Source organism: Pseudomonas sp. R3-57 (genome assembly GCF_051132065.1).
Classification (GTDB): domain Bacteria; phylum Pseudomonadota; class Gammaproteobacteria; order Pseudomonadales; family Pseudomonadaceae; genus Aquipseudomonas.
On the sequence record NZ_CP071655.1, the window covers coordinates 1,089,180 to 1,109,514 of the forward strand.

Genomic DNA, 20,335 nt, shown 5'->3' on the forward strand with positions numbered 1-20,335 from the left:
TCATTGAGTACGGGGCGCTTTTTTTATGCCGCGAGATCAAGCGTAGCTTGGCGTCTCGCTGTTTTCTTCTACCAGTTCCAGCGCGATGTTGTTCTGCGTGTTGATCTTGCGATACAGCGCAGCATCGGTTTCCAGGACTTTCTCACGGGCCGGGAAAATCTCGGCCAGTTTGCCGGCCCATTCGCCCTTGGCTTTGTCCGCGAAGCACTTCTCGATCAGTTCCAGCATGATCGAAACGGTCACCGACGCGCCTGGCGAAGCGCCGAGCAGGGCGGCGAGCGAGCCGTCCTTCGCGGCGACCAGCTCGGTACCAAACTGCAGGATGCCGCCCTTTTTCGGGTCTTTCTTGATGATCTGCACCCGTTGGCCGGCCACTTCCAGGCGCCAGTCTTCGGCTTTTGCCTGCGGGTAGAAACGGCGCAGGGAATCCAGGCGCTGCTCCATCGATTGCATCACTTCGCTGACCAGGTACTTGGTCAGGTCCATGTTGTTTTTCGCCACCGCCAGCATCGGCCCGATGTTGCCGGCACGCACCGACAGCGGCAGGTCCATGAAGGAGCCGTGCTTGAGGAATTTGGTGGTGAAACCGGCGTATGGCCCGAACAGCAGGGATTTCTTGCCGTCGACGACGCGGGTGTCCAGATGCGGCACCGACATCGGTGGCGAACCCACAGCTGCCTGGCTGTAGACCTTGGCCTGATGCTGCTTGACCACTTCCGGGTTGTCGCAACGCAGCCACTGGCCGCTGATCGGGAAGCCGCCGAAGCCTTTGCTTTCTTCGATGCCCGAGGCTTGCAGCAATGGCAACGCCGCACCGCCAGCACCGAGGAAGACGAACCTGGCGTCGACTTCGCGGGTGTTGCCGTTGTTGACGTCCTTGATGCTTACGGTCCAGCCGTTGCCGTTACGCTTCAGGCCGGTGACGCGCTTGCAGTATTTGACCTGGGTGTCCGGGGCGCTGGTCAGGTGCTTGAGCAACTGATTGGTCAGGGCGCCGAAGTTGACGTCGGTGCCGTTCATCACGCGGGTCGCGGCGAGGACTTCGTCCGGCGAACGGCCCGGCATCATCAGCGGCATCCATTCGGCCATCTTGCCTTTGTCTTCGGTGTATTCCATGTCGGCAAAGGCGTGATGCTTGCTCAGGACATTGAAACGTTCCTTGAGGAACGACACACCACTGTCGCCCTGAACGAAGCTCAGGTGCGGCACCGGGCTGATGAAGGATTTGCACGAGCCGAAGGTGCCTTTCTTGGTCAGGTACGACCAGAACTGCTTCGACACCTCGAACTGGGTGTTGATGTGCACGGCTTTCTTGATGTCGACGCTGCCATCGGCAGCCTGCGGCGTGTAATTGAGTTCACACAGACCCGCGTGGCCGGTACCGGCGTTGTTCCAGGGGTTGGAACTCTCGGCGGCACCGGAATCCATCAGCTCGACGACTTCCAGCTTGATCGCGGGGTCGAGCTCTTTGAGCAGTACGGCCAGGGTGGCGCTCATGATGCCGGCCCCTACCAGAACTACGTCGACTGCTTCGTTATGCGCCATTTAACGCGTCTCCAAAATCTGCAGCACCAAATTGTCGGCATGGCTGCCAGGCGTTCCGGGACAGGTCAGTGGTGTCCGGGCTATCCGTGGTCAGGTTTGCCATGTCCGAATCTTCGCAATTTTTCGCAACTTCGACGGATGCGTGCGGCCTGGCTTCAAGGGTTCCATGAACTCATTTGTGCGCAAGGCTGGCAATTCGACTTATGGTCGAGACATCCGTTTTGTGCAACCAAATCCGTAGCGGACAGGCTTCAGGCTCCGGTATTCGAGGTATACCCGGTCCTGTGTCGTTGGGCTGTTTCAGACGCTAATGGTGCATGTTCAGACGCAAAACTATTCATTTGCTCGCCACACTCTTGTGAAGTTGTGAAAACCCGTTTTTTTCACGCTCTTTTGAAGACGTGAACCTCAAAAAAGGGCTGCCTTGGCCTGGCACCTGCCCGCAAGGGCAAAAACACGTGGTGGCCGAGCGTCATGACAGCTCTGCAGATTCGCGAAAAGCGGGCTTTTGCCGGAAGAACAGGCAAGCGCGCCAACTTCACTCGATCTGTGTGGGCGGCTCTCTGTGGGCGATTTTTGGTGTCGATGCACGTGCATTGACGCTGTTGCGGGGCCCGATCAGGAGACGTCCTTATAATCGGGGGGAGATTGTAGCGAAGAAATGCGCGCAGTTGCTCGTGTTTAATGACTTTTATTAGGCATCCGGTCAGATGCTCAACATCGCCTGTACTCGTGTGCGAGGCTGCGACGCTATGACGCGGGCGCTGGCCGGCAGTGGCTGGTGCAACCAGTTGAGGCGGATTTCTTCGATTTCCACCCAACCGTCGCCCATCGGTTGCAAGCTGCACTGCTTGAAGGCCTGGCAGTGGCCGTTGCGGTCGAGCAGGGCAAAGCAGCGATGCAGCGGGCGAGGGGCGAACAATGAGATCAGATAACGCATGGCTGAGTACCTTGTTGGGGGACTGAGGTGAAGCTTGGCCTCAAGCCGTGACGTCGTGGTGTATGGACGGTGAAGAATCTGTGACAGGAACCGCTTTCGACGGGGTTTGTCAGACATTTCAGTATTCACTGTGCGGCGCTGGTTACCCGCAGTGGCCCACCGCTATACTGCCGGCCTGTTTGTGCCTGATTCTGGAGAGAAGAGCATGTTGCAACGCCTGTTGTTCGGTTTGATCACTGTGGCCGGTTTGACCCTGGCCGGTTGCGCCCACAGCCCGCAACAACTGAACCCGGAGCCGAAGCTGACCACGCAACTGCCAGCGGTCGGCCGTGGCCAGCCGGTTGTCGTGCGCGTGGTCGACGGTCGTCCGTCGCCAACCCTCGGCACCCGTGGCGGCCTGTACCCGGAAACCAGCGCCATCACCGTGCAGCGCGAGCAGATCCTGCCCAAGTTGCAGGCTCAGGCTGAGGCCGCCGTGCGTCTGCTCGGCTTCACCCCGACCAACAACGCGCCGAACGCACCCCAGCTGACCGTGACCCTGGCCGAGCTGAAATATCAGTCGCCGAAGGAAGGCATGTACGTCACCGAAGCGACCATCGGCGCGACCTTCCGCTCCGACGTGCAAAACGCCAACCGCCGCTACAGCGGTCGCTACGGCGCTTCGCTGGACCAGCGCTTCGGTATGGCGCCGAACCAGGAAACCAATACCAAACTGGTCAGCGATGTGTTGAGTGATGCGTTGACGCGTCTGTTCAAGGATCCGACGGTGGGGCAGGTACTCGCCGAGTAAATTTCCAGCGATGTGAAAAAGCCCGGGGCCAGTGATGGTTTCCGGGCTTTATTTATGGATGTCGATAATTCTGACGCAACACCATCCCTTGTAGGAGTGAGCCTGCTCGCGATCGCGGTCTGTCGGCAACATTGATGCTGGCTGACAAGACGCTTCGCGAGCAGGCTCACTCCTACAGGGGATCTGCGGTGTTTCAGGCAGCCTGCGAATAAAAGTCGAGCACGCTCACTCCAGTCAGCAAGTCAGTCTCGGGCAAATCCGCATGCTGGTGCCCGCCCAGTGCGCAATACACCAGCCAATGCCGATCCTGCACGTTGAACGCGAGGCTGCCGACCAGACTTTGCTGTTCGTCGTAAGGCGTGATGAGGTACAGGCGATCCTGGTTTTCCGCGTGCAGCATGGTGCAATCCATTGAGGTTTTGAGGCACGCAGGGTGCAGCATCCACATGACGAAGCCGTGACACAGGACAGCCATCGGTCGATTGTCAGGTTATTTGTCGCAAAGGCTGGGGCAGGGCGCTCGGGTTTGGGTAGAATCCGCGCCGCGGTCGTCGGTCTGGCGTCTGCCGAACCGGTCTAGATTGAGGTCTGTGATGTCGCTGCACTTGATGACACTGTTTACCGCCCATCCCGCCAAATTGATCAATTTGCTGGCGCTGCTGCTGGCGTTTCCCGGCAGTTGGTTGCTGCACGCCACTCGCCGTCGTGAACAACGCGCGCAGGCCAGCCTCGCCGCCCAGCGTCAGGCGCAGCCGAATGCCGAGCCGCTGCTCGATTGGGCGACCTTGCGCATGAACCGCTTTTTCTATCGTTTCGGTTTTGCCTGCCTGGGCCTGGCCTTGCTGGTGTCGTGGATCAGCACGCGTTTCTGACTCGTTCAGGCATGAAAAACGGCGCCCGCAGGCGCCGTTTTTGTGTCTGGCTCAGACTGCTTACAACGGCAATCCAGCTTTGACCCGGTACTGATTGCGCACCGGCGTCGCGTATTGCAGCACCAGATACGGACGATGCTCCGCGGGGCAGGCGTCCAGCCGGCTCTGCCATTCTTCCTGCGCCTTGGCCAGTTCGTCGGCCGGGAACACCTCGGAAGCCTTCGGCACATTCAGTTGCGGATCAGCGTCAGCCCACTGCGCGTACGCCAGGTAATGCACCGGGAACAAGCGGTAACCGCCGAGAATCTGCTTGTCCATCTCGGTCGCCAATTGCTTGGTGTCTTCGTAGACCTCGGTGATCGGCGCGGCGAAGTTGATGTGCACGCGGCCCTTGTAGCCGGTGATGCCCTTGGCGATGCTCACGTCATCCTCGCCCGGCGCTTTGCAGTAAGTGCCGGTGGTGGCGCGGATGTACAGCTCGCGGGCCTTGGCCTGATCGCACGGGTCGTATTCATAGCTGATCGACACCGGCGTGACATTGAGCGAGCGGATCACTTCGCCGAACGGTTCGTCCTTGCGGCTCATGTGGAACATCTTGAGGATCGCCGACTCGGTGCGGTCGTCGCCGTCCTTCGCCCGACCTTCCGCTTGGGCGATCCAGATCGAGGCGCAATCGTTGCGGATCGAGTGGTTGATGTACGCCGACAGCAGCTGATACGCGGCCATTTTCTCGCGTCGACCGGTGATCGAACGATGCACGATAAAGCTCTTGTTCAAGCGCATCAGGTCGCTGACGAAGGGCTTCTGCAGCAGGTTGTCGCCAATCGCGATACGCGGCGTCGGCAGGCCAGCGTGGTACACCGCGTAGTTGACGAAGGCCGGGTCCATGACGATGTCGCGGTGGTTGGCGATGAACAGGTAAGCGCTGCCGGACTTGAATTGCTCGACCCCGGTGTAGGTCACGCCGTCGGTGGCGCGCTCGATGGTGTGATCGACGTAAGACTCGATCTTGTCCTGCAAAGTCGCCACCGAAACCACGTCGGCGAACTCACGACGCAGCCGATGCGCTATAAGAGGTTTGAGCATCCAGCCGAAGGCACCGGCAAAACGCGGGAAGCGGAAGTGGGTGAGGATATCTAGAAACGCCTTGTCGCCGAGCAGTCTTGCCAGTACCACGGGTACTTCGCTGTCGTCGTAAGGTCGGATGGCATCGAATTCGCCCATCATGCTCTCTTGTTGGAAACGGCTAGGGTAAGTAAAGGGTTTGATCGAAAACCCGCGGGGCACGGTCTGAAAAATAGCCAGACACCAATAGCCCTGCCAATAGACCGGCGATTATACGCACAAGTCACTTGGGAGACCGCGATGCTGGAAGATGCAGTGTACGAATGTCCGTATTGCGGTGAAGAAGTCGAAACGACGCTGGATCTGTCCGCTGGCGATCAGACTTACATAGAAGACTGTCAGGTGTGCTGCCGGCCGATCACCTTTGTTTTGCAGGTGCATGAAGATGAATGGCACCTGGAAGTCTTCAGCGAAAATGAATGAGGGGCGCCCATGCAGCGAATCTACGAACCGGCCAGCCTGATGGAAGGCGAAATGCTCAAGGGCATGCTCGCCAGCGAAGGCATCGAGGCGCACCTGAGCGGCCGCGATCTGCTCGGTGGCACGGGCGAGCTGCCGATTTTCGGGCTGTTGGGGCTGTCGGTGGATAACGATCAGGCCGAATACGCCCGTGAGTTGATCACCGCGTACAATGCCGCGCTACCGCTGCCCGGCGATGAACCGGAGAGCTATCCCGGTACGCTGGTCTGTTAGGCTGGCGTCGGTTTTCTTTCAGAGTCGTGTTGCCCCATGTGTGGACGTTATGCCCTGTTTCGCTGGAATCGCGACTTCGCGGCCCTGCCAGGTTTTCCCGCCGATCAGCAGGCGCAGTGGAACATTTCCCCCAATGATTCAGTGCTGATGCTGCGCGCCGGTGAAGACGGCGGGCGCACCCTGGCCCGCGCGCGTTGGGGGCTGACGCCGCGGTGGCTGACCGATTTGTCGAAAACCCCGGCCCATGCCCGCGCCGAAACCGTGGCCGAGCAACCGATGTTCCGCGAAGCGCTGCGCTTGCGCCGTTGCCTGCTGCCGGCCAACGGTTTTTACGAATGGCGCGGTACCCAGCGCAAACGTCCGTTCTGGCTGACGCCGGGCGAGGGCTCATCGCTGTTTTTTGCGGCGATCTGGGAGGCGTATCCGGTGCAGGAGCAGGTCTGGCTGAGTACTGCAGTCATTACCCAGCCGGCGGCCAGTCAGCGCCGGCCGTTGATTCTCGATGAGGCGGGGCAGGGGGCATGGCTTGATCCGGAAACACCGCTGCACGTGTTGCAGGGCTTGCTCGCCAGTGAGCCGGCGGCGTTGCGCGAGCGGGTGTTGGCGAATCTGGTGAATGATCCGAAGTTGAATGGGCCGGAGTGTTTGACGCCCGGCTGAAGCGTGTAGATCAAGAGCCCCTCACCCCAGCCCTCTCCCAGAGGGAGAGGGAGCTGACCGAGGTGTCTTGCGGCTTGAGTCGACCTGAAAAGTCGTGGCGATTATGGATTCGGTGAAATGCATACAAGTCGGCGTATATCGTCAATATCCCCCGATCAGTCCCCTCTCCCTCCGGGAGAGGGCTAGGGTGAGGGGGCTCTCGCCGCTGCTGCTCCGCCAGTTTGGTCAACTCCGCACTCGCCGAACTCGATTCATCTCCGCGCCGCCCGCCCTTCATTGGCCACCGCGCTCTGCGTGTTCATGGCGTTGAGCACCGACTCCGCGTGGGTGATCATCTCCGGCAGTGGCCGTTATTTTTTTTCGCGACATTACGCTTCGGGAAATGTCTGAAAGTCGCTTCAACCTATCCTTTGTATCTGGCATCGATACAATTACCCGCCTAGGATACGCCACAGGTTTTCAGGGAGCTTTTCAATGAACAAGACATTGGTTGTTGGTGCACTGAGCGCAGCGCTGTTGCTGGCCGGTTGTCAGTCGGTCAACACCACCAGCGGCGGCGCCGTCGGGGTGGAGCGCAAGCAGTACATGTTCAGCATGCTGTCGGCACAAGAGGTCGACCAGATGTACGCCCAGTCCTATCAGAAGACTGTCGGCGAGGCATCCAGCAAAGGTGTGCTGGACAAGACCAGCCCCGAGGCCAAGCGAGTGCAAGCGATTGCCAACCGCTTGATCGCCCAGGCGCCGAACTTCCGTCCGGATGCGGCGCAGTGGCAGTGGGAAGTCAACCTGATCAAGAGCGACGAGCTCAACGCCAACTGCGGTCCCGGCGGCAAGATCATTTTCTACACCGGGCTGATCGACAGCCTGAAGCTGACCGATGACGAAATCGCCGCAGTCATGGGCCATGAAATCGCCCACGCCCTGCGCGAGCACGGTCGTGAAGCGATGTCCAAGGCTTATGGCATCGAGATGGCCAAGCAGGGCGCCGGTGCGTTGTTCGGTCTGGGTCAGGACAGCCTGGCGCTGGCCGACACTGTGGCCAACTACGGCATGACCCTGCCCAACAGCCGCGCCAATGAAAACGAAGCCGACCTGATCGGCCTGGAACTGGCCGCCCGCGCCGGTTACAACCCGAATGCCGCGATCACCCTGTGGGACAAGATGAGCAAGGCTTCGGAAGGTTCGCCGCCGGAGTTCATGAGCACCCACCCAGCCTCGACCAGCCGGATCGCCGCGTTGCAGGCAGCGATTCCGAAGGTCATGCCACTCTACGAAAAAGCTCCCAAATCCTGATAAAGCAGCGGCAAGCTTCGAGCGGCAAGCTACAAGTCAAAGCAGATCGCTTGGCTTGCAGCTTTCTCTTGAAGCTTGCAGCTGAGAGCTTGTAGCTGCCTCAAACCCATCCGCTGCTCTGCATCGCTTTGTACACCGCGACAATCGCCAGAATGAAAAACGCCGAAGCCGCCAGGCGACGGATCAAGGTCAGTGGCAGTTTGTCCGCTGCAAAATTACCCGCCAGTACCACCGGCACGTTGGCAATCAGCATGCCCACGGTGGTGCCGATGATCACCAGCCACAATTCCGGATACTGCGCGGCGAGCATCACCGTGGCGATCTGGGTCTTGTCGCCGATTTCGGCGAGGAAGAACGCAATCAACGTGGTCAGGAACGGGCCGAACTTGCGCGCGGTGCTGGCTTCATCGTCATCGAGCTTGTCCGGCACCAGCGTCCACAATGCCGTGGCGGCGAAGCTGGCGGCGAGAATCCAGTGCAGGACGCTGTCAGAGAAGAAACTGCCGAACCAGGCACCCACCGCACCGGCAGCCGCGTGGTTGGCCAGCGTCGCGGCGACAATCCCGGCAATGATCGGCCAGGGTTTGCGGAAGCGAGCGGCAAGTATCAGCGCGAGCAGTTGCGTCTTGTCGCCGATTTCGGCCAAGGCAACGATTGCGGTGGGAACGAGTAACGAGTCCAGCATCAGGGATTTCCTAAGGGGCGGGTCGACACGGCTATGACACGTACAGCCTTCCCGCCCCGGGTAAGGTGTGCGTGTCATAGGTCTTGTCAAACCCTGCGATCCGTCTGTTGCGGACGCTTGGGTCGCATACGCCATGATCTGAGGATCAAGTATGTTGACGTATGCCGGACGAGCTTGGCGCTCGTGGGAGACTACTCCCCTAGGACGGAGCGGATTCTGCCTAGGCAAATCCGATTGGGCAAGCGACTTTTTTTCAGAGCGGCTTTAGCTGCGCTTGGCCCGATAGATCCGAAAACCATTGCCTTCGGCCTTGATTGCACAGACGCCCAAGTGCTCTTCGATCAACGGCTGGTACTTCAGGAAGCTGTTCGCCACCAAGCGTAGTTCGCCGCCGTTTTTCAGATGTTTCGCCGCTTTTCGCAGCAAGTTCTCGGTAGCGAAATAATCCGTGTGCACGCCGACATGGAACGGCGGGTTGCTCAGAATCGCGCTCAAACCCATCGGCGCAGCATCGATGCCGTCACCGGTCAGCACCTCGGCTTCGAGGCCATTGGCGGCGAGGGTCAGACGGCTGCTGGCGGCGGCGAACGCATCGACATCGAGCAACGTCACCTGATTGTGCGGATAGCGACGTTTGACCGCCGCGCCGAGCACGCCGGCGCCGCAACCGAAGTCGAGCAAATGGCCGCTTGGCAGCTTGTCCAGATGCTCCAGCAACAGGGCGCTGCCGCGATCGAGACGACCGTGGCTGAACACCCCCGGCAGGCTGATGACCTTCAACGGTCCTTCGGCCAACGGCAGTTCGTAGGTCTGCGCCAGGCTTTCCAGTGATTTGGTTTCAGGCGCGTTGGCCACGGTGACCTGCCAGAGCTGGCAATGCCGCGCGCTGTCGAGCTTGCGTGGTTTGCCGAACGGGTTGAGCTGTTTCGCCGCACCTTCGATGCCGCTGCGTTTTTCCCCGACCAGAAACACCTCCCGACCCGCCAGGCGCGAGGCGACGGCGTTGAGAATGTAATCGGTCAAATCCTTGGACTTGGGTAGAAACACCACGGCGCTGTCGAATTCGCGCTCGGGGACGTTCACGCCAAAATCGCTGCGGCCCTCAAAACGGGCGTCCAGCGCGGCTTGATCGCCGGCGTGCCAGCACCAGCCAAAGGCATTCGGCAGGCGCCCGAGCAAATCGTCGGCGGGCAAACCGGCGAGCAACAGCGAACCTTGAAACCATTCGGGCTGACGAAGCAGTACTTCACTGCGCGGATCCATAACTGCTCCTCGAAAAAAAAGTGCCGCAGTTTATCAACTGACGACCCGCAGCGCCTTAGCGCTGAAGAACGCCTGTGCGTTTTCACTGAGTTGGCCAACGATGCGCTGGCGTGCTTCGCGGCTGCCCCAGGCGTTGTGCGGGGTGACGATCAAGCGTGGAGTGTCGTTCGCCAGCAGCGGATTCCCCTGAGCTGGCGGCTCGACACTCAGCACATCCGTCGCCGCGCCGCCGAGGTGCCCGTTGCGCAGGGCGTCGGCCAGCGCCTGCTCATCGATCAGGCCGCCGCGTGCAGTGTTGACCACGAACGCACCGGGTTTCATCAAGCTCAATTCACGCGCACCGATGAAGTGGCGCGTGTGTTCATTGAGCGGGCAGTGCAGGGTCAGGGCGTCGATTTGCGGCAGCAGTTCATCCAGCGGCAAGCGATCCGGGCGGGCAGGGCGCCCGGGAATCTGCCCGAGCAGCACGCGCATGCCGAACGCGTCGGCCAGCCGCGCAACCGCGCTACCGAGTTCACCGTGACCGAGCAGGCCGAGGGTTTTGCCTTGCAGTTCGACGATCGGATAGTCGAGCAGGCAGAACTGCTTCGCCTGCTGCCAACGACCCTCGCCGACGGCTTTCTGATAGTCGGCCAGACGTGTGGCGAGGTTGAGCAACAGCATGATCGTGTGCTGCGCCACCGACGGCGTGCCGTAACCCTGGCAGTTGCACACCGTGATGCCTTGCGCGCGGGCGGCGGCGAGATCGACATTATTGGTGCCGGTGGCGCTGATCAGGATCAATCTCAATTGTGGATTGGCCGCCATGGCCGCCGCGTCGATCACGACTTTGTTGGTGATCGCCACGCTGGCGCCCTGCAGGCGTTCGGCAACCTGCTGCGGCGTGGTCTGGGCGAACAGCTGCAGATCGCTGAAGCAGTCGCGCAGTGGATTGAGGTCGAGGTCGCCGAGATCCAGCGACGGGTGATCGAGGAATACCGCGCGGTGCGTGTTCGTCATCAACTGTACCTTTTGTGCGAAGAGCGTAGGGCGTACTCTGCCGAGCCTACCAGATGAAACAAATTGATACGCCTGGCCGAAAGGAGCCCCCATGTACTGGACCGAGTTCTTGACCGTTGCACTGATCCACCTGCTGGCCGTCGCCAGCCCCGGCCCGGACTTTGCCGTGGTGGTGCGCGAGAGCGTGACCCACGGTCGTCGCGCCGGTACGTGGACGGCACTGGGTGTCGGCACGGCGATTTTCCTGCACGTCGGTTATTCGCTGCTGGGCATCGGCCTGATCGTGTCGCAATCGATCGTGCTGTTCAACGCCTTGAAATGGGCGGCAGCGGCGTATCTGCTGTACATCGGCTTCAAGGCGTTGCGGGCGCAACCGGCGAAAACAGTGACGGATGATCTGCACAAGGAAGCGGGTTTGCGCACCGCGCGTGGAGCCTTTACTTCGGGGTTCGTGACTAACGGCCTGAACCCGAAAGCCACGCTGTTTTTCCTGTCGCTGTTTACCGTAGTGATCAACCCGCACACACCTTTGGCGGTGCAGGCCGGTTACGGCGTTTACCTGGCTGTGGCCACCGCAATCTGGTTTTGCCTGGTGGCGATGCTTTTCAGCCAGCACCGCGTGCGTGCCGGTTTCGCCCGCATGGGCCACTGGTTCGACCGCACCATGGGCGCGGTGCTGATTGCTCTCGGCGTGAAAATCGCGTTGACCGAGATGCACTGAGTGGCGGGTGATTGATTCGAGATTCAAGGCGCCAGGCAGACGGTAGCCCCTCACCCTGGCCCTCTCCCGAGGGAGAGGGGACCGATTGGGGGAAGTTGGAGAAATACGCCGACGTGAACGACTTTTTCCGAACCCACAATCGCCTCGGTCCTTCAGGTCGGCGTTTGGCCCAGCACAACTCGGTCAGTTCCCTCTCCCTCTGGGAGAGGGCTAGGGTGAGGGGCTTTTGGAGCGGTTCAGATTTTCGTCAGGCGAAGCAACCTTTTGCTGCCGCTCTCACAGTCTTGCCCACCGCTCGGTTCGCATGGCCTCTGATTCAGTCACCGGATGCTGGCGCAAAGCTAGTATTTGTACGGCTGTGCAAATCATTCCTTTGGCTGATTTGACTGTCATGCAGGCGCACTAGAGTACAAAGCTCTCCGCCAACACCGTGCAGTCAGAAAAGGGATTCTTATGTTGCAGACTCGCGTCATTCCCCCGGCCGACGGGGCCTACCAGTATCCATTGCTGATCAAACGGCTGCTGATGTCCGGCGCCCGGTACGAGAAGACCCGCGAGATCGTCTACCGTGACCAGTTGCGCTACAGCTACCCGACGCTGATCGAGCGCGTCGCACGGCTGGCCAACGTGCTGACGGCGGCGGGTGTGAAGGCCGGTGACACGGTGGCGGTGATGGACTGGGACAGCCATCGTTATCTGGAATGCATGTTCGCGATCCCGATGATCGGCGCGGTGATCCACACCATCAACGTGCGCCTGTCGCCGGAGCAGATTCTCTACACGATGAACCACGCCGAAGACCGCTTCGTGCTGGTCAACAGCGAGTTCGTCGGCTTGTACCAGGCGATCGCGCCGCAACTGACCACGGTCGAGAAAACCCTGCTGTTGACCGATCTGCCGGAAAAAACCGCCGAGCTGCCAAACCTGGTCGGCGAATACGAGCAATTGCTGGCTGCTGCGAGTCCGCAATACGACTTTCAGGACTTCGACGAAAACTCCGTCGCGACCACGTTCTACACCACCGGCACTACCGGTAATCCCAAGGGCGTGTATTTCACCCATCGGCAACTGGTCCTGCACACCATCGGCGTGTCGACGATCATGGGCTCGATCGACAGCGTGCGTCTGCTCGGTACCAGCGATGTGTACATGCCGATCACCCCAATGTTTCACGTACATGCCTGGGGCTTGCCATACGTGGCAACCATGCTCGGGCTTAAACAGGTTTATCCGGGGCGTTACGACCCGGAGTTTCTGGTCGAATTGTGGCGCAAGGAGAAAGTGACTTTCTCGCACTGCGTGCCGACCATCCTGCAAATGCTGCTCAATGCCAAAGGCGCACAAAACACCGATTTCGGCGGCTGGAAGATTGTCATCGGCGGCAGTGCGCTCAATCGCTCCCTGTACGAAAACGCCAAGGCCCGGGGCATCCAGCTGACGGCAGCGTACGGCATGTCGGAAACCGGGCCGCTGGTGTCGTGCGCGCACCTCAACGATGAGCTGATGGCCGGCACTGAAGACGAACGCACCACTTACCGGATCAAGGCCGGTGTGCCGGGGCCGTTGGTGGAAGCGGCGATTGTCGATGGCGAGGGCAACTTTCTCCCGGCCGACGGCGAAACCCAGGGCGAACTGGTGCTGCGGGCGCCATGGCTCACCGAGGGTTATTTCAACGAGCCACAGAAGGGCGCCGAACTCTGGAGCGGCGGCTGGCTGCACACCGGTGACGTCGCCACACTCGACAGCATGGGCGTGATCGACATTCGCGACCGCATCAAGGACGTGATCAAGACCGGCGGCGAGTGGATCTCGTCACTCGACCTCGAAGACCTGATCAGCCGTCATGTCGCGGTACGCGAAGTAGCAGTGGTGGGGATTGCCGATCCGCAGTGGGGCGAGCGCCCGTTTGCCCTGCTGGTGATTCGCGAAGGCCATGAGATTGGCGCGCGCGAGCTCAAGGAACACCTCAAGCCATTTGTCGAACTGGGGCACCTGAGCAAGTGGGCGATCCCGAGTCAGATTGCCCTTGTTACCGAAATTCCCAAGACCAGTGTCGGCAAGCTCGACAAGAAGCGCATCCGCCTCGACATCAGCGAATGGCAAGCCAGCAACAGCACCTTCCTTTCGACACTTTGAGTGTCCGCTGGCGCGCCGAAACCGGCGCGCCAGACCCACCGAGCAAGCGCTTGGCTTGTGAAATCGAAAAAATCAGCCATCCTTGCCGTGCCGACTTGTGTCGGACTGGCGAAAGGACTGTTCCAGAGTGGTTGGCGACTGCAAATCACACTTTAGAGGGATCAAGCAGTACCCCCTGCTGGCTATAGTCCGCTCAAGGACTTTTTGAAAACGGAGCACACGCACTGATTGGGGCGAGCAACTTTGAAGCGGTTTCGGGCAGCCTTGGCTTCCGGCCCTTCACAGCGTTTTTGAAAGTACTCACTGCCATAACAATAATGCACATGGAGTAGCGTCGATGACCTCAGTAAACCAGTTCTGGCGCCGGGCGAAACTGCCTCTGGCAGTCAGTCTTGCCTCCTCGCTCGCCGGGCCCGCATTCGGCGTCAGTTTCAACGTCGGTGAAATCGAAGGCCAGTTCGACTCGTCCCTGTCGATCGGTGCCAGTTGGTCTACTCAGAGCCCGAACAAGAACCTCATCGGCGTCAACAACGGTGGCCGCGGCCTGTCGCAAACCTCCGATGACGGCCACGCCAACTTCAAGAGCGGCGAAACCTTCTCGAAAATCTTCAAGGGTATCCATGACCTTGAACTGAAGTACGGCGACACCGGCGTGTTCGTCCGTGGCAAATACTGGTACGACTTCGAACTCAAGGATGAAAGCCGCGAGTTCAAGGACATCAGCGACAGCAATCGCAAAGAGGGCGCCAAGTCCTCCGGCGGGCAGATTCTCGACGCCTTCGTCTACCACAACTATGCGATTGCCGATCAGCCGGGCTCCGTGCGTCTGGGCAAGCAAGTGGTCAGCTGGGGTGAAAGCACCTTCATCGGCGGCGGCATCAACTCGATCAACCCGATCGACGTTTCCGCATTCCGTCGTCCCGGCGCCGAGATCAAGGAAGGCCTGATTCCGGTCAACATGTTCTACGTCTCGCAGAGCCTGACCGACAACCTTTCCGCCGAAGCTTTCTATCAGTTGGAATGGGACCAGACCGTCGTCGACAACTGCGGCACGTTCTTCTCGCAGCCGGATATCGTGGCCGACGGTTGCGACAGCAACCTGCGCGTGCTGAACAAGCGTTCGCAGATTCCAGCCATTGCCCTTGGGCCTTTGGCGGGCGCAGGCGTCGATGTCAACCAGGAAGGCGTGCTGGTGCGCCGTGGCCCGGATCGCGATGCCCGCGACAGCGGTCAGTGGGGGGCATCCCTTAAGTACATGTTCGAGCCACTCGACACCGAGTTCGGCGCCTACTTCATGAACTACCACAGCCGTGCGCCGATCTTCAGCGCCACCGGTGCACCGCAATCGGTCTACAACACCGCTGCCGGCTTGCCGGGCCCGTTTGCCGCACTCGCACCACTGCTGGTAGCCGGCAACTCGCAATACTTCATTGAATACCCTGAAGACATTCGCCTCTACGGCCTGAGCTTCTCCACCACCCTGCCTACCGGTACGGCGTGGAGCGGTGAGATCAGCTACCGTCCGAACGCACCGGTGCAGCTGAACTCCACCGACATTCTGTTTGCTGGTGTACGTCCACTGGGCGGCGCGCTGACCAACGCTTCGCTGCTCACCGGCGTACCGGGTCAGGATCTGCACGGTTACGAGCGCAAGGAAATCACCCAGATCCAGACGACCTTCACGCACTTCTTCGATCAGGTCATGGGCGCCAGCCGTCTGACCCTCGTCGGTGAAGTCGGTGCGACCTACGTCGGCGGGCTGGAGAGCCGTTCCGACATGCGTTATGGCCGCGACCCGGTCTACGGTCCGGGTGAATTGCCAGCCACTGGCACTGCCAACACCTGCGCCAACATCCTCAACGCCAGCACCATCAACGGTGCAGGCCCGGGGTCGCCGCAGAACAACCGCAGCCGCAACTGTGACAACGATGGTTTCACCACGTCGATGTCGTGGGGCTACCGCGGTCGCGCCATCTGGGAATACAACGACGTGTTCGCCGGTGTGAACCTCAAGCCGAACGTGGCCTGGTCCCACGACGTCAGCGGTTACTCGCCAGGCCCTGGCGGCAACTTCGAGGAAGGTCGCAAGGCGGTCAGCCTGGGCGTCGATGCCGAGTACCAGAACACCTACACCGCGAGCCTGGCTTACACCAACTTCTTCGACGGCAAGTACACCACCGTGGATGACCGCGACTTCGTTGCGCTCAGCTTCGGCGTGAACTTCTAAGCACTGCATTTCAGGACGAACGAATTTATGAAAATAACAAAGAGTCTGTTCCACGCCGGTGTTCTGGGTCTGTCGCTGCTGGCAACCAGCGTCATGGCCGCCGTGCCTGCCGCTGAAGCCGACAAGCTGGGTAAAAGTCTGACGCCGATGGGCGCGGAAATGGCCGGTAACGCCGACGGTTCGATCCCGGCCTGGAAGCCACTGCCGAAGAATGCCGGCAGTGTCGACAGCAAGGGCTTCCTGTCCAACCCTTACGCCAGCGAGCAGCCGCTGTTCACCATCACCGCCAAGGATGCCGACAAGTACAAGGACAAGCTTGCACCGGGCCAGTACGCGATGTTCAAGCGTTACCCGGAAACCTTCAAGATGCCGGTCTACCCGTCCCATCGCGGCGCCACCGTGCCGGATAATGTGTTCGCGGCCATCAAGAAGAACGCCACCAGCACCAATCTGGTGTCCGGCGGCAACGGTCTGGAAAACTTCGATACCGCCGTGCCGTTCCCGATTCCGAAAACCGGCGTGGAAGTGATCTGGAACCACATCACCCGCTATCGCGGCGGCAGCGTGACCCGTCTGGTGACCCAGGCCACGCCGCAGCCGAACGGCTCGTACAGCCTGGTGTACTTCCAGGACCAGTTCGTGTTCCGCGACAAGATGAAGGATTACGATCCGGCGAACCCGGGCAACATCCTGTTCTACTTCAAGCAGAAAGTGACCGCGCCGGCACGTCTGGCCGGTGGCGTACTGCTGGTGCACGAAACCCTCGACCAGGTTAAAGAGCCACGTTCGGCGTGGGTCTACAACGCCGGCCAGCGTCGTGTGCGCCGCGCACCGCAAGTGTCCTATGACGGTCCGGGTACCGCAGCGGACGGCCTGCGTACGTCCGACAACCTCGACATGTACAACGGTGCCCCGGATCGCTACGACTGGAAGCTCGAAGGCAAGAAGGAGATGTACATCGCCTCCGACAGCTACAAGCTCGACGATCCGAAACTGAAGTACTCGGACATCATCAAGGCCGGCCACATCAACCAGGACCTGGCGCGTTACGAGCTGCGCCGCGTCTGGCATGTGACTGCGACGCTGAAGGAAGGCCAGCGCCACATCTACGCCAAACGTGACTTCTACATTGACGAAGACACCTGGCAGGCAGCGGTGATCGACCACTACGACGGTCGTGGCCAACTGTGGCGCGTCGCCGAGGCGCATGCCGAGAACTACTACGACAAGCAAGTGCCGTGGTATGCCCTGGAAACCCTCTACGACCTGCAGTCCGGCCGCTATCTGGCACTGGGCATGAAGAACGAAGAGAAGAGTGCGTATGACTTCGGCTTCACCGCTACCACCAGCGACTTTACTCCGGCCGCTCTGCGTCAGGACGGTGTCCGCTAAACCGCGGTAAACCCGAGGCCGCATCCTCGTGAAAACGCCCCGACCGGTTCGGGGCGTTTTTTTGTCTGTAGTCTTTTTGTAGCCATTTGTAGCAGCAACCTTCATAACCGGTTCGATTAAGGCTAGGCTGCGGACATCTGCAACGCCGCCAACCGCCATTCGAACAAGAGCCGGCCATGACTGATCTGTCCCCGCTTCCGGGTCCTGCAAAGGTTGCCATCACGGCATTGGACGGGCGTTTTTTCCGCCCTCCACTGCCCGACGGCTATGTGTTGCGACCGCGTCTGTGCGAGCGCCTGCAAGCCGGGCTCGGCGGGCGCCTGCTGCTGGTCAGTGCTCCGGCGGGGTTCGGCAAGAGTTCGCTGGCGGTGGAGTTCTGTCAGAGTCTGCCGGCGCACTGGCAAAGCCTGTGGCTCGGATTGAGCGCGCGCGACAGTGATCCCGGGCGCTTTCTCGAGCGTCTGCTCGAAGGTTTGCAAGATTACTTTCCAGCGTTGGGTGCCGGTGCCCTCGGGCTGCTGAAAATGCGTCAGCGCCATCAGCCGTTCGCCTTCGAAGAATGGCTCGACGGCCTGCTCGATGAGCTGGCGCTGCACCTTGATCCCGTCGCGCCGTTATTGCTGGTGCTCGATGATTATCATCTCGCCCAAGGCCCGGTGCTCGACCGTTGCTTGCAGTTTTTCCTCAATCATCTGCCCGATGGTCTGCTGGTCATGGTCACCAGCCGCCAGCGCCCGGACTGGCATCTGGCGCGGCTGCGCCTGTCGCGGCAGCTGCTCGAATTGCATGAACAGGATCTGCGCCTGACCCACGACGAAGCGTTGGCGCTGCTCGATCGCCACAGCACTTCACTGCGCGGCGAAGCGTTGGAAAACCTGATCCAGCGCAGCGAAGGCTGGGTCGCCGGTTTACGTTTCTGGTTGCTGGCGGTGTCCGAGGCGGGCAGCGAGGCGGCATTGCCGCAAGCGTTGAACGGCGGGGAAGGGCTGATCCGCGATTATCTGTTGGAAGAAGTCATCGATTGCCTGCCGGCCGAGGTGCAGGCATTCCTGTATGACACCGCACCGCAAGAGCGCTTTTGCAGCGAGTTGTGCGACGCGGTGCGCGAAGCCCATGACAGCGCCGAGATCTTGCGTTTCCTGCTGGCTCATCAGGTGTTTCTGGTACCGCTCGATGAGCATGGTCACTGGTACCGTTATCACCATTTATTTTCGGACCTATTGCGCAGCCGTCCTCCCACGCAAGCCTTGGTACCGACAGCGACACTGCACTTGCGCGCCTGTCGCTGGTTCAATGCGCAGGGCCTGCTCGATGAGGCGGTTGAACAGGCACTGCGCGCCGGTCACCTCGATGTGGCGGCGAATCTGGTGCAAAACCTGTCCGAGGAACAACTGCTCGCCGAGCAGAACGTCGGCATGCTGCTGCGCTGGAAAATGGACTTGCCCGACAGCCTGCTGATCAGCACGCCGCGGCTGATTGTTCTGTACAGCTGGGCACTGGGGCTCGCCTGTCAGCTCGATGCCGCCGAAGAGCTGTCCAGTCATCTGAGCCGCTTTTTGCCGGCGCCTTCGGCCACTGCGCAGAAGTCGATGCTGGCGCAATGGCTGGCGTTGAGCGGGATCATTGCCCGTGGGCGCGGCCATCGGGAGCTGACGATCAGATACTGCACCGAGGCCCTGGAAAGCTTGCCGGCCAAACGTTACGGGCAACGGCTGATGTGTTTGTCGACCCTGTCCAATCTGGCGATTGCCGACGGTGACCTGTGGCGCGCCCGCGGCCTCAACCGTGAGTCTCTGGAACTGGCGCAGCGTGTTGGCAATCCGCTGTTCGAAGCGCTCGCGCATTACGACCGGGCGCGGGTATTGCAGTCGCGGGGCGAGATCCTGCGCGCGCTGGATGAAGTGCATCAGGGCCTGGAACGCTTGCGCGGTCTGTCGCCGCAACGCTTGTATGCGGTGCGCGCGCGGCTGACGTTGTACGAAGGTTTTCTGCTGGCGATGCGCATGCAGCCCGACGCGGCGCGAGTGCACCTGCTGGCGGGCCTTGGCGAAGCGCGCGCCTGTCGCGATATCAGCGTGTTGATCGGCCATTGCGTGATTGCGCGTCTGGACGGCAGTCGTGGCGAATTCGCCAAGGCATTTGCCGAACTCGCCGAAGCCGAACGCCTGATGCACATCTGGGACGTACCGCCGATCTACTATCTGGCAATGATCACGTTGGTCAAATGCGAGTTGTGGCTGGCGCAGGGGCGTACCGATCTGGCCGAAGCCTGGCTCGCTCGGCTGGGGCAGACCTATACCGGCGAGCGTGCGGCGGCACCGCCGGAGTTTCATCCGCAGTTGCCGTTGCATGTTGAGTTGCAACAGGCGCTGCTGGACCTCATTAAAGGAAAGCCGACGCTCGCCGAAGGGCGGTTGAACATGCTGCATGAGAACGGACAGCAAACCGGGCGGCAGTTGCTCAGTGTTATGGCGTTGACGCAGAAAGTGGCGTTGTCGCTGGCGGTGGGCCGTGAGCCGGAAGCCCGCAAAGCGCTGTGGCAAGCCTTGGAAGCGGCGAGTGGAGGCGTGCTTCAGCCGTTCGATGCACTGATCGAACATCATCCGGACTGGGTTCGCGGTCAATTAATGGCGGTCGCTTCGCCCTCCGTCGCTCAGCATTTGCTCAGCCACATGCCGGTTGGTGTTGTGCGGCCCGGGCCTGAAAATTCGACCGCCGAGCAGCTCAGTAGCCGTGAACTGGCCGTACTGCGCCTCATCGCCCAGGGCTGCTCCAATCAGGAAATCAGCGATCAACTGTTCATTTCGCTGCATACCGTGAAAACCCATGCCAGCCATATCAACAGCAAACTGGGTGTCGAGCGGCGCACGCAGGCGGTGGCGCGAGCGAAAGAGCTGGGGCTGCTGATTTAGGCAGCGGAGAATGCAAACAAAAACACCCTGTCTTGGCAGGGTGTTTTTATTGATCGGTCTGGATTGTCCCGGACAGCCTGGG

The 20,335-nt window shown here is 60.5% G+C and carries 18 protein-coding genes and 1 riboswitch; of the genes, 11 read left to right on the forward strand and 7 right to left on the reverse strand.

Annotated elements, in window-relative coordinates; translation table 11 throughout:
* Positions 1 to 36: 36 nt before the first annotated feature.
* Positions 37 to 1,545 carry a malate dehydrogenase (quinone) gene (mqo, locus tag J3P93_RS05105; RefSeq protein ID WP_434595601.1) on the reverse strand — a complete coding sequence of 503 codons (1,509 nt, stop codon included), beginning with the start codon at positions 1,543 to 1,545 and terminating at the stop codon, positions 37 to 39.
* Positions 1,546 to 2,251: 706 nt separating this feature from the next.
* The gene (locus J3P93_RS05110; protein WP_090286191.1) at positions 2,252 to 2,485 is read right to left on the reverse strand and encodes a hypothetical protein; all 234 of its coding nucleotides are present in this window, start codon (positions 2,483 to 2,485) and stop codon (positions 2,252 to 2,254) included.
* Positions 2,486 to 2,690: 205 nt separating this feature from the next.
* On the opposite strand from J3P93_RS05110, the gene J3P93_RS05115 reads away from it, so the two are divergent.
* The gene (locus J3P93_RS05115; protein WP_008086137.1) at positions 2,691 to 3,275 is read left to right on the forward strand and encodes a YajG family lipoprotein; all 585 of its coding nucleotides are present in this window, start codon (positions 2,691 to 2,693) and stop codon (positions 3,273 to 3,275) included.
* A gap of 193 nt (positions 3,276 to 3,468) precedes the next feature.
* Here J3P93_RS05115 and J3P93_RS05120 read toward each other — a convergent pair whose 3' ends face one another.
* The gene (locus J3P93_RS05120) at positions 3,469 to 3,675 is read right to left on the reverse strand and encodes a hypothetical protein (RefSeq protein ID WP_008083982.1); all 207 of its coding nucleotides are present in this window, start codon (positions 3,673 to 3,675) and stop codon (positions 3,469 to 3,471) included.
* Between the two features lie 193 nt (positions 3,676 to 3,868).
* Here J3P93_RS05120 and J3P93_RS05125 point away from each other — a divergent pair, with 193 nt between their 5' ends.
* Positions 3,869 to 4,147: a hypothetical protein gene (locus J3P93_RS05125; protein WP_090286189.1), complete on the forward strand. Its 279-nt coding sequence runs from the start codon at positions 3,869 to 3,871 to the stop codon at positions 4,145 to 4,147.
* 60 nt (positions 4,148 to 4,207) lie between these two features.
* On the opposite strand, the gene J3P93_RS05130 is transcribed toward J3P93_RS05125, so the two are convergent.
* Entirely contained in the window at positions 4,208 to 5,371 is a 1,164-nt protein-coding gene (locus J3P93_RS05130; RefSeq protein WP_434595604.1) for a 1-acyl-sn-glycerol-3-phosphate acyltransferase, read from the reverse strand.
* Positions 5,372 to 5,512: 141 nt separating this feature from the next.
* Here J3P93_RS05130 and J3P93_RS05135 point away from each other — a divergent pair, with 141 nt between their 5' ends.
* The 4 genes from J3P93_RS05135 (at position 5,513) to J3P93_RS05150 (ending at position 7,918) form a co-directional block, all read left to right on the forward strand.
* Positions 5,513 to 5,695: a CPXCG motif-containing cysteine-rich protein gene (locus tag J3P93_RS05135; RefSeq protein ID WP_332766007.1), complete on the forward strand. Its 183-nt coding sequence runs from the start codon at positions 5,513 to 5,515 to the stop codon at positions 5,693 to 5,695.
* 9 nt (positions 5,696 to 5,704) lie between these two features.
* The gene (locus J3P93_RS05140; RefSeq protein WP_203419448.1) at positions 5,705 to 5,965 is read left to right on the forward strand and encodes a putative signal transducing protein; all 261 of its coding nucleotides are present in this window, start codon (positions 5,705 to 5,707) and stop codon (positions 5,963 to 5,965) included.
* Positions 5,966 to 6,001: 36 nt separating this feature from the next.
* On the forward strand, positions 6,002 to 6,625 hold the full coding sequence (locus J3P93_RS05145) for an SOS response-associated peptidase (RefSeq protein ID WP_434595607.1): 624 nt from the start codon (positions 6,002 to 6,004) through the stop codon (positions 6,623 to 6,625).
* A 474-nt stretch (positions 6,626 to 7,099) separates the two neighbouring features.
* Complete coding sequence (locus J3P93_RS05150) at positions 7,100 to 7,918, forward strand: M48 family metallopeptidase (RefSeq protein ID WP_434595609.1); 819 nt, start codon at positions 7,100 to 7,102, stop codon at positions 7,916 to 7,918.
* 100 nt (positions 7,919 to 8,018) lie between these two features.
* On the opposite strand, the gene J3P93_RS05155 is transcribed toward J3P93_RS05150, so the two are convergent.
* From J3P93_RS05155 to J3P93_RS05165, 3 genes are all read right to left on the reverse strand, one after another.
* Positions 8,019 to 8,603 (reverse strand): TMEM165/GDT1 family protein, encoded by a 585-nt coding sequence (locus J3P93_RS05155; protein WP_394506834.1) that lies wholly within the window; start codon positions 8,601 to 8,603, stop codon positions 8,019 to 8,021.
* Positions 8,604 to 8,691: 88 nt separating this feature from the next.
* Positions 8,692 to 8,816: riboswitch (yybP-ykoY riboswitch) on the reverse strand.
* 51 nt (positions 8,817 to 8,867) lie between these two features.
* Positions 8,868 to 9,866 carry a methyltransferase gene (locus tag J3P93_RS05160; RefSeq protein WP_434595611.1) on the reverse strand — a complete coding sequence of 333 codons (999 nt, stop codon included), beginning with the start codon at positions 9,864 to 9,866 and terminating at the stop codon, positions 8,868 to 8,870.
* Positions 9,867 to 9,899: 33 nt separating this feature from the next.
* Positions 9,900 to 10,865, reverse strand: a complete 966-nt coding sequence (locus tag J3P93_RS05165; RefSeq protein WP_434595613.1) for a 2-hydroxyacid dehydrogenase — start codon at positions 10,863 to 10,865, stop codon at positions 9,900 to 9,902.
* Positions 10,866 to 10,956: 91 nt separating this feature from the next.
* Between J3P93_RS05165 and J3P93_RS05170 the strand changes: the two genes are divergently transcribed.
* From J3P93_RS05170 to J3P93_RS05190, 5 genes are all read left to right on the forward strand, one after another.
* Positions 10,957 to 11,586, forward strand: a complete 630-nt coding sequence (locus tag J3P93_RS05170) for a LysE family translocator (RefSeq protein WP_434595615.1) — start codon at positions 10,957 to 10,959, stop codon at positions 11,584 to 11,586.
* A 453-nt stretch (positions 11,587 to 12,039) separates the two neighbouring features.
* Entirely contained in the window at positions 12,040 to 13,722 is a 1,683-nt protein-coding gene (locus J3P93_RS05175; protein WP_434595617.1) for a fatty acid--CoA ligase, read from the forward strand.
* Between the two features lie 337 nt (positions 13,723 to 14,059).
* Positions 14,060 to 15,949, forward strand: a complete 1,890-nt coding sequence (locus tag J3P93_RS05180; RefSeq protein ID WP_434595619.1) for a DUF1302 domain-containing protein — start codon at positions 14,060 to 14,062, stop codon at positions 15,947 to 15,949.
* A gap of 27 nt (positions 15,950 to 15,976) precedes the next feature.
* Positions 15,977 to 17,341 (forward strand): DUF1329 domain-containing protein, encoded by a 1,365-nt coding sequence (locus J3P93_RS05185; protein ID WP_090286162.1) that lies wholly within the window; start codon positions 15,977 to 15,979, stop codon positions 17,339 to 17,341.
* A gap of 176 nt (positions 17,342 to 17,517) precedes the next feature.
* Positions 17,518 to 20,253 carry a LuxR C-terminal-related transcriptional regulator gene (locus J3P93_RS05190; protein WP_434595621.1) on the forward strand — a complete coding sequence of 912 codons (2,736 nt, stop codon included), beginning with the start codon at positions 17,518 to 17,520 and terminating at the stop codon, positions 20,251 to 20,253.
* Positions 20,254 to 20,335: the final 82 nt, after the last annotated feature.

What these genes read in the sequence shown, in the direction of transcription:
- mqo (WP_434595601.1), bottom strand. Translation starts at nt 1,545, where the DNA reads ATGGCGCATAACGAAGCAGTCGACGTAGTTCTGGTAGGGGCCGGCATC.
- J3P93_RS05110 (WP_090286191.1), bottom strand. Translation starts at nt 2,485, where the DNA reads ATGCGTTATCTGATCTCATTGTTCGCCCCTCGCCCGCTGCATCGCTGC.
- J3P93_RS05115 (WP_008086137.1), top strand. Translation starts at nt 2,691, where the DNA reads ATGTTGCAACGCCTGTTGTTCGGTTTGATCACTGTGGCCGGTTTGACC.
- J3P93_RS05120 (WP_008083982.1), bottom strand. Translation starts at nt 3,675, where the DNA reads ATGCTGCACGCGGAAAACCAGGATCGCCTGTACCTCATCACGCCTTAC.
- J3P93_RS05125 (WP_090286189.1), top strand. Translation starts at nt 3,869, where the DNA reads ATGTCGCTGCACTTGATGACACTGTTTACCGCCCATCCCGCCAAATTG.
- J3P93_RS05130 (WP_434595604.1), bottom strand. Translation starts at nt 5,371, where the DNA reads ATGGGCGAATTCGATGCCATCCGACCTTACGACGACAGCGAAGTACCC.
- J3P93_RS05135 (WP_332766007.1), top strand. Translation starts at nt 5,513, where the DNA reads ATGCTGGAAGATGCAGTGTACGAATGTCCGTATTGCGGTGAAGAAGTC.
- J3P93_RS05140 (WP_203419448.1), top strand. Translation starts at nt 5,705, where the DNA reads ATGCAGCGAATCTACGAACCGGCCAGCCTGATGGAAGGCGAAATGCTC.
- J3P93_RS05145 (WP_434595607.1), top strand. Translation starts at nt 6,002, where the DNA reads ATGTGTGGACGTTATGCCCTGTTTCGCTGGAATCGCGACTTCGCGGCC.
- J3P93_RS05150 (WP_434595609.1), top strand. Translation starts at nt 7,100, where the DNA reads ATGAACAAGACATTGGTTGTTGGTGCACTGAGCGCAGCGCTGTTGCTG.
- J3P93_RS05155 (WP_394506834.1), bottom strand. Translation starts at nt 8,603, where the DNA reads ATGCTGGACTCGTTACTCGTTCCCACCGCAATCGTTGCCTTGGCCGAA.
- J3P93_RS05160 (WP_434595611.1), bottom strand. Translation starts at nt 9,866, where the DNA reads ATGGATCCGCGCAGTGAAGTACTGCTTCGTCAGCCCGAATGGTTTCAA.
- J3P93_RS05165 (WP_434595613.1), bottom strand. Translation starts at nt 10,865, where the DNA reads ATGACGAACACGCACCGCGCGGTATTCCTCGATCACCCGTCGCTGGAT.
- J3P93_RS05170 (WP_434595615.1), top strand. Translation starts at nt 10,957, where the DNA reads ATGTACTGGACCGAGTTCTTGACCGTTGCACTGATCCACCTGCTGGCC.
- J3P93_RS05175 (WP_434595617.1), top strand. Translation starts at nt 12,040, where the DNA reads ATGTTGCAGACTCGCGTCATTCCCCCGGCCGACGGGGCCTACCAGTAT.
- J3P93_RS05180 (WP_434595619.1), top strand. Translation starts at nt 14,060, where the DNA reads ATGACCTCAGTAAACCAGTTCTGGCGCCGGGCGAAACTGCCTCTGGCA.
- J3P93_RS05185 (WP_090286162.1), top strand. Translation starts at nt 15,977, where the DNA reads ATGAAAATAACAAAGAGTCTGTTCCACGCCGGTGTTCTGGGTCTGTCG.
- J3P93_RS05190 (WP_434595621.1), top strand. Translation starts at nt 17,518, where the DNA reads ATGACTGATCTGTCCCCGCTTCCGGGTCCTGCAAAGGTTGCCATCACG.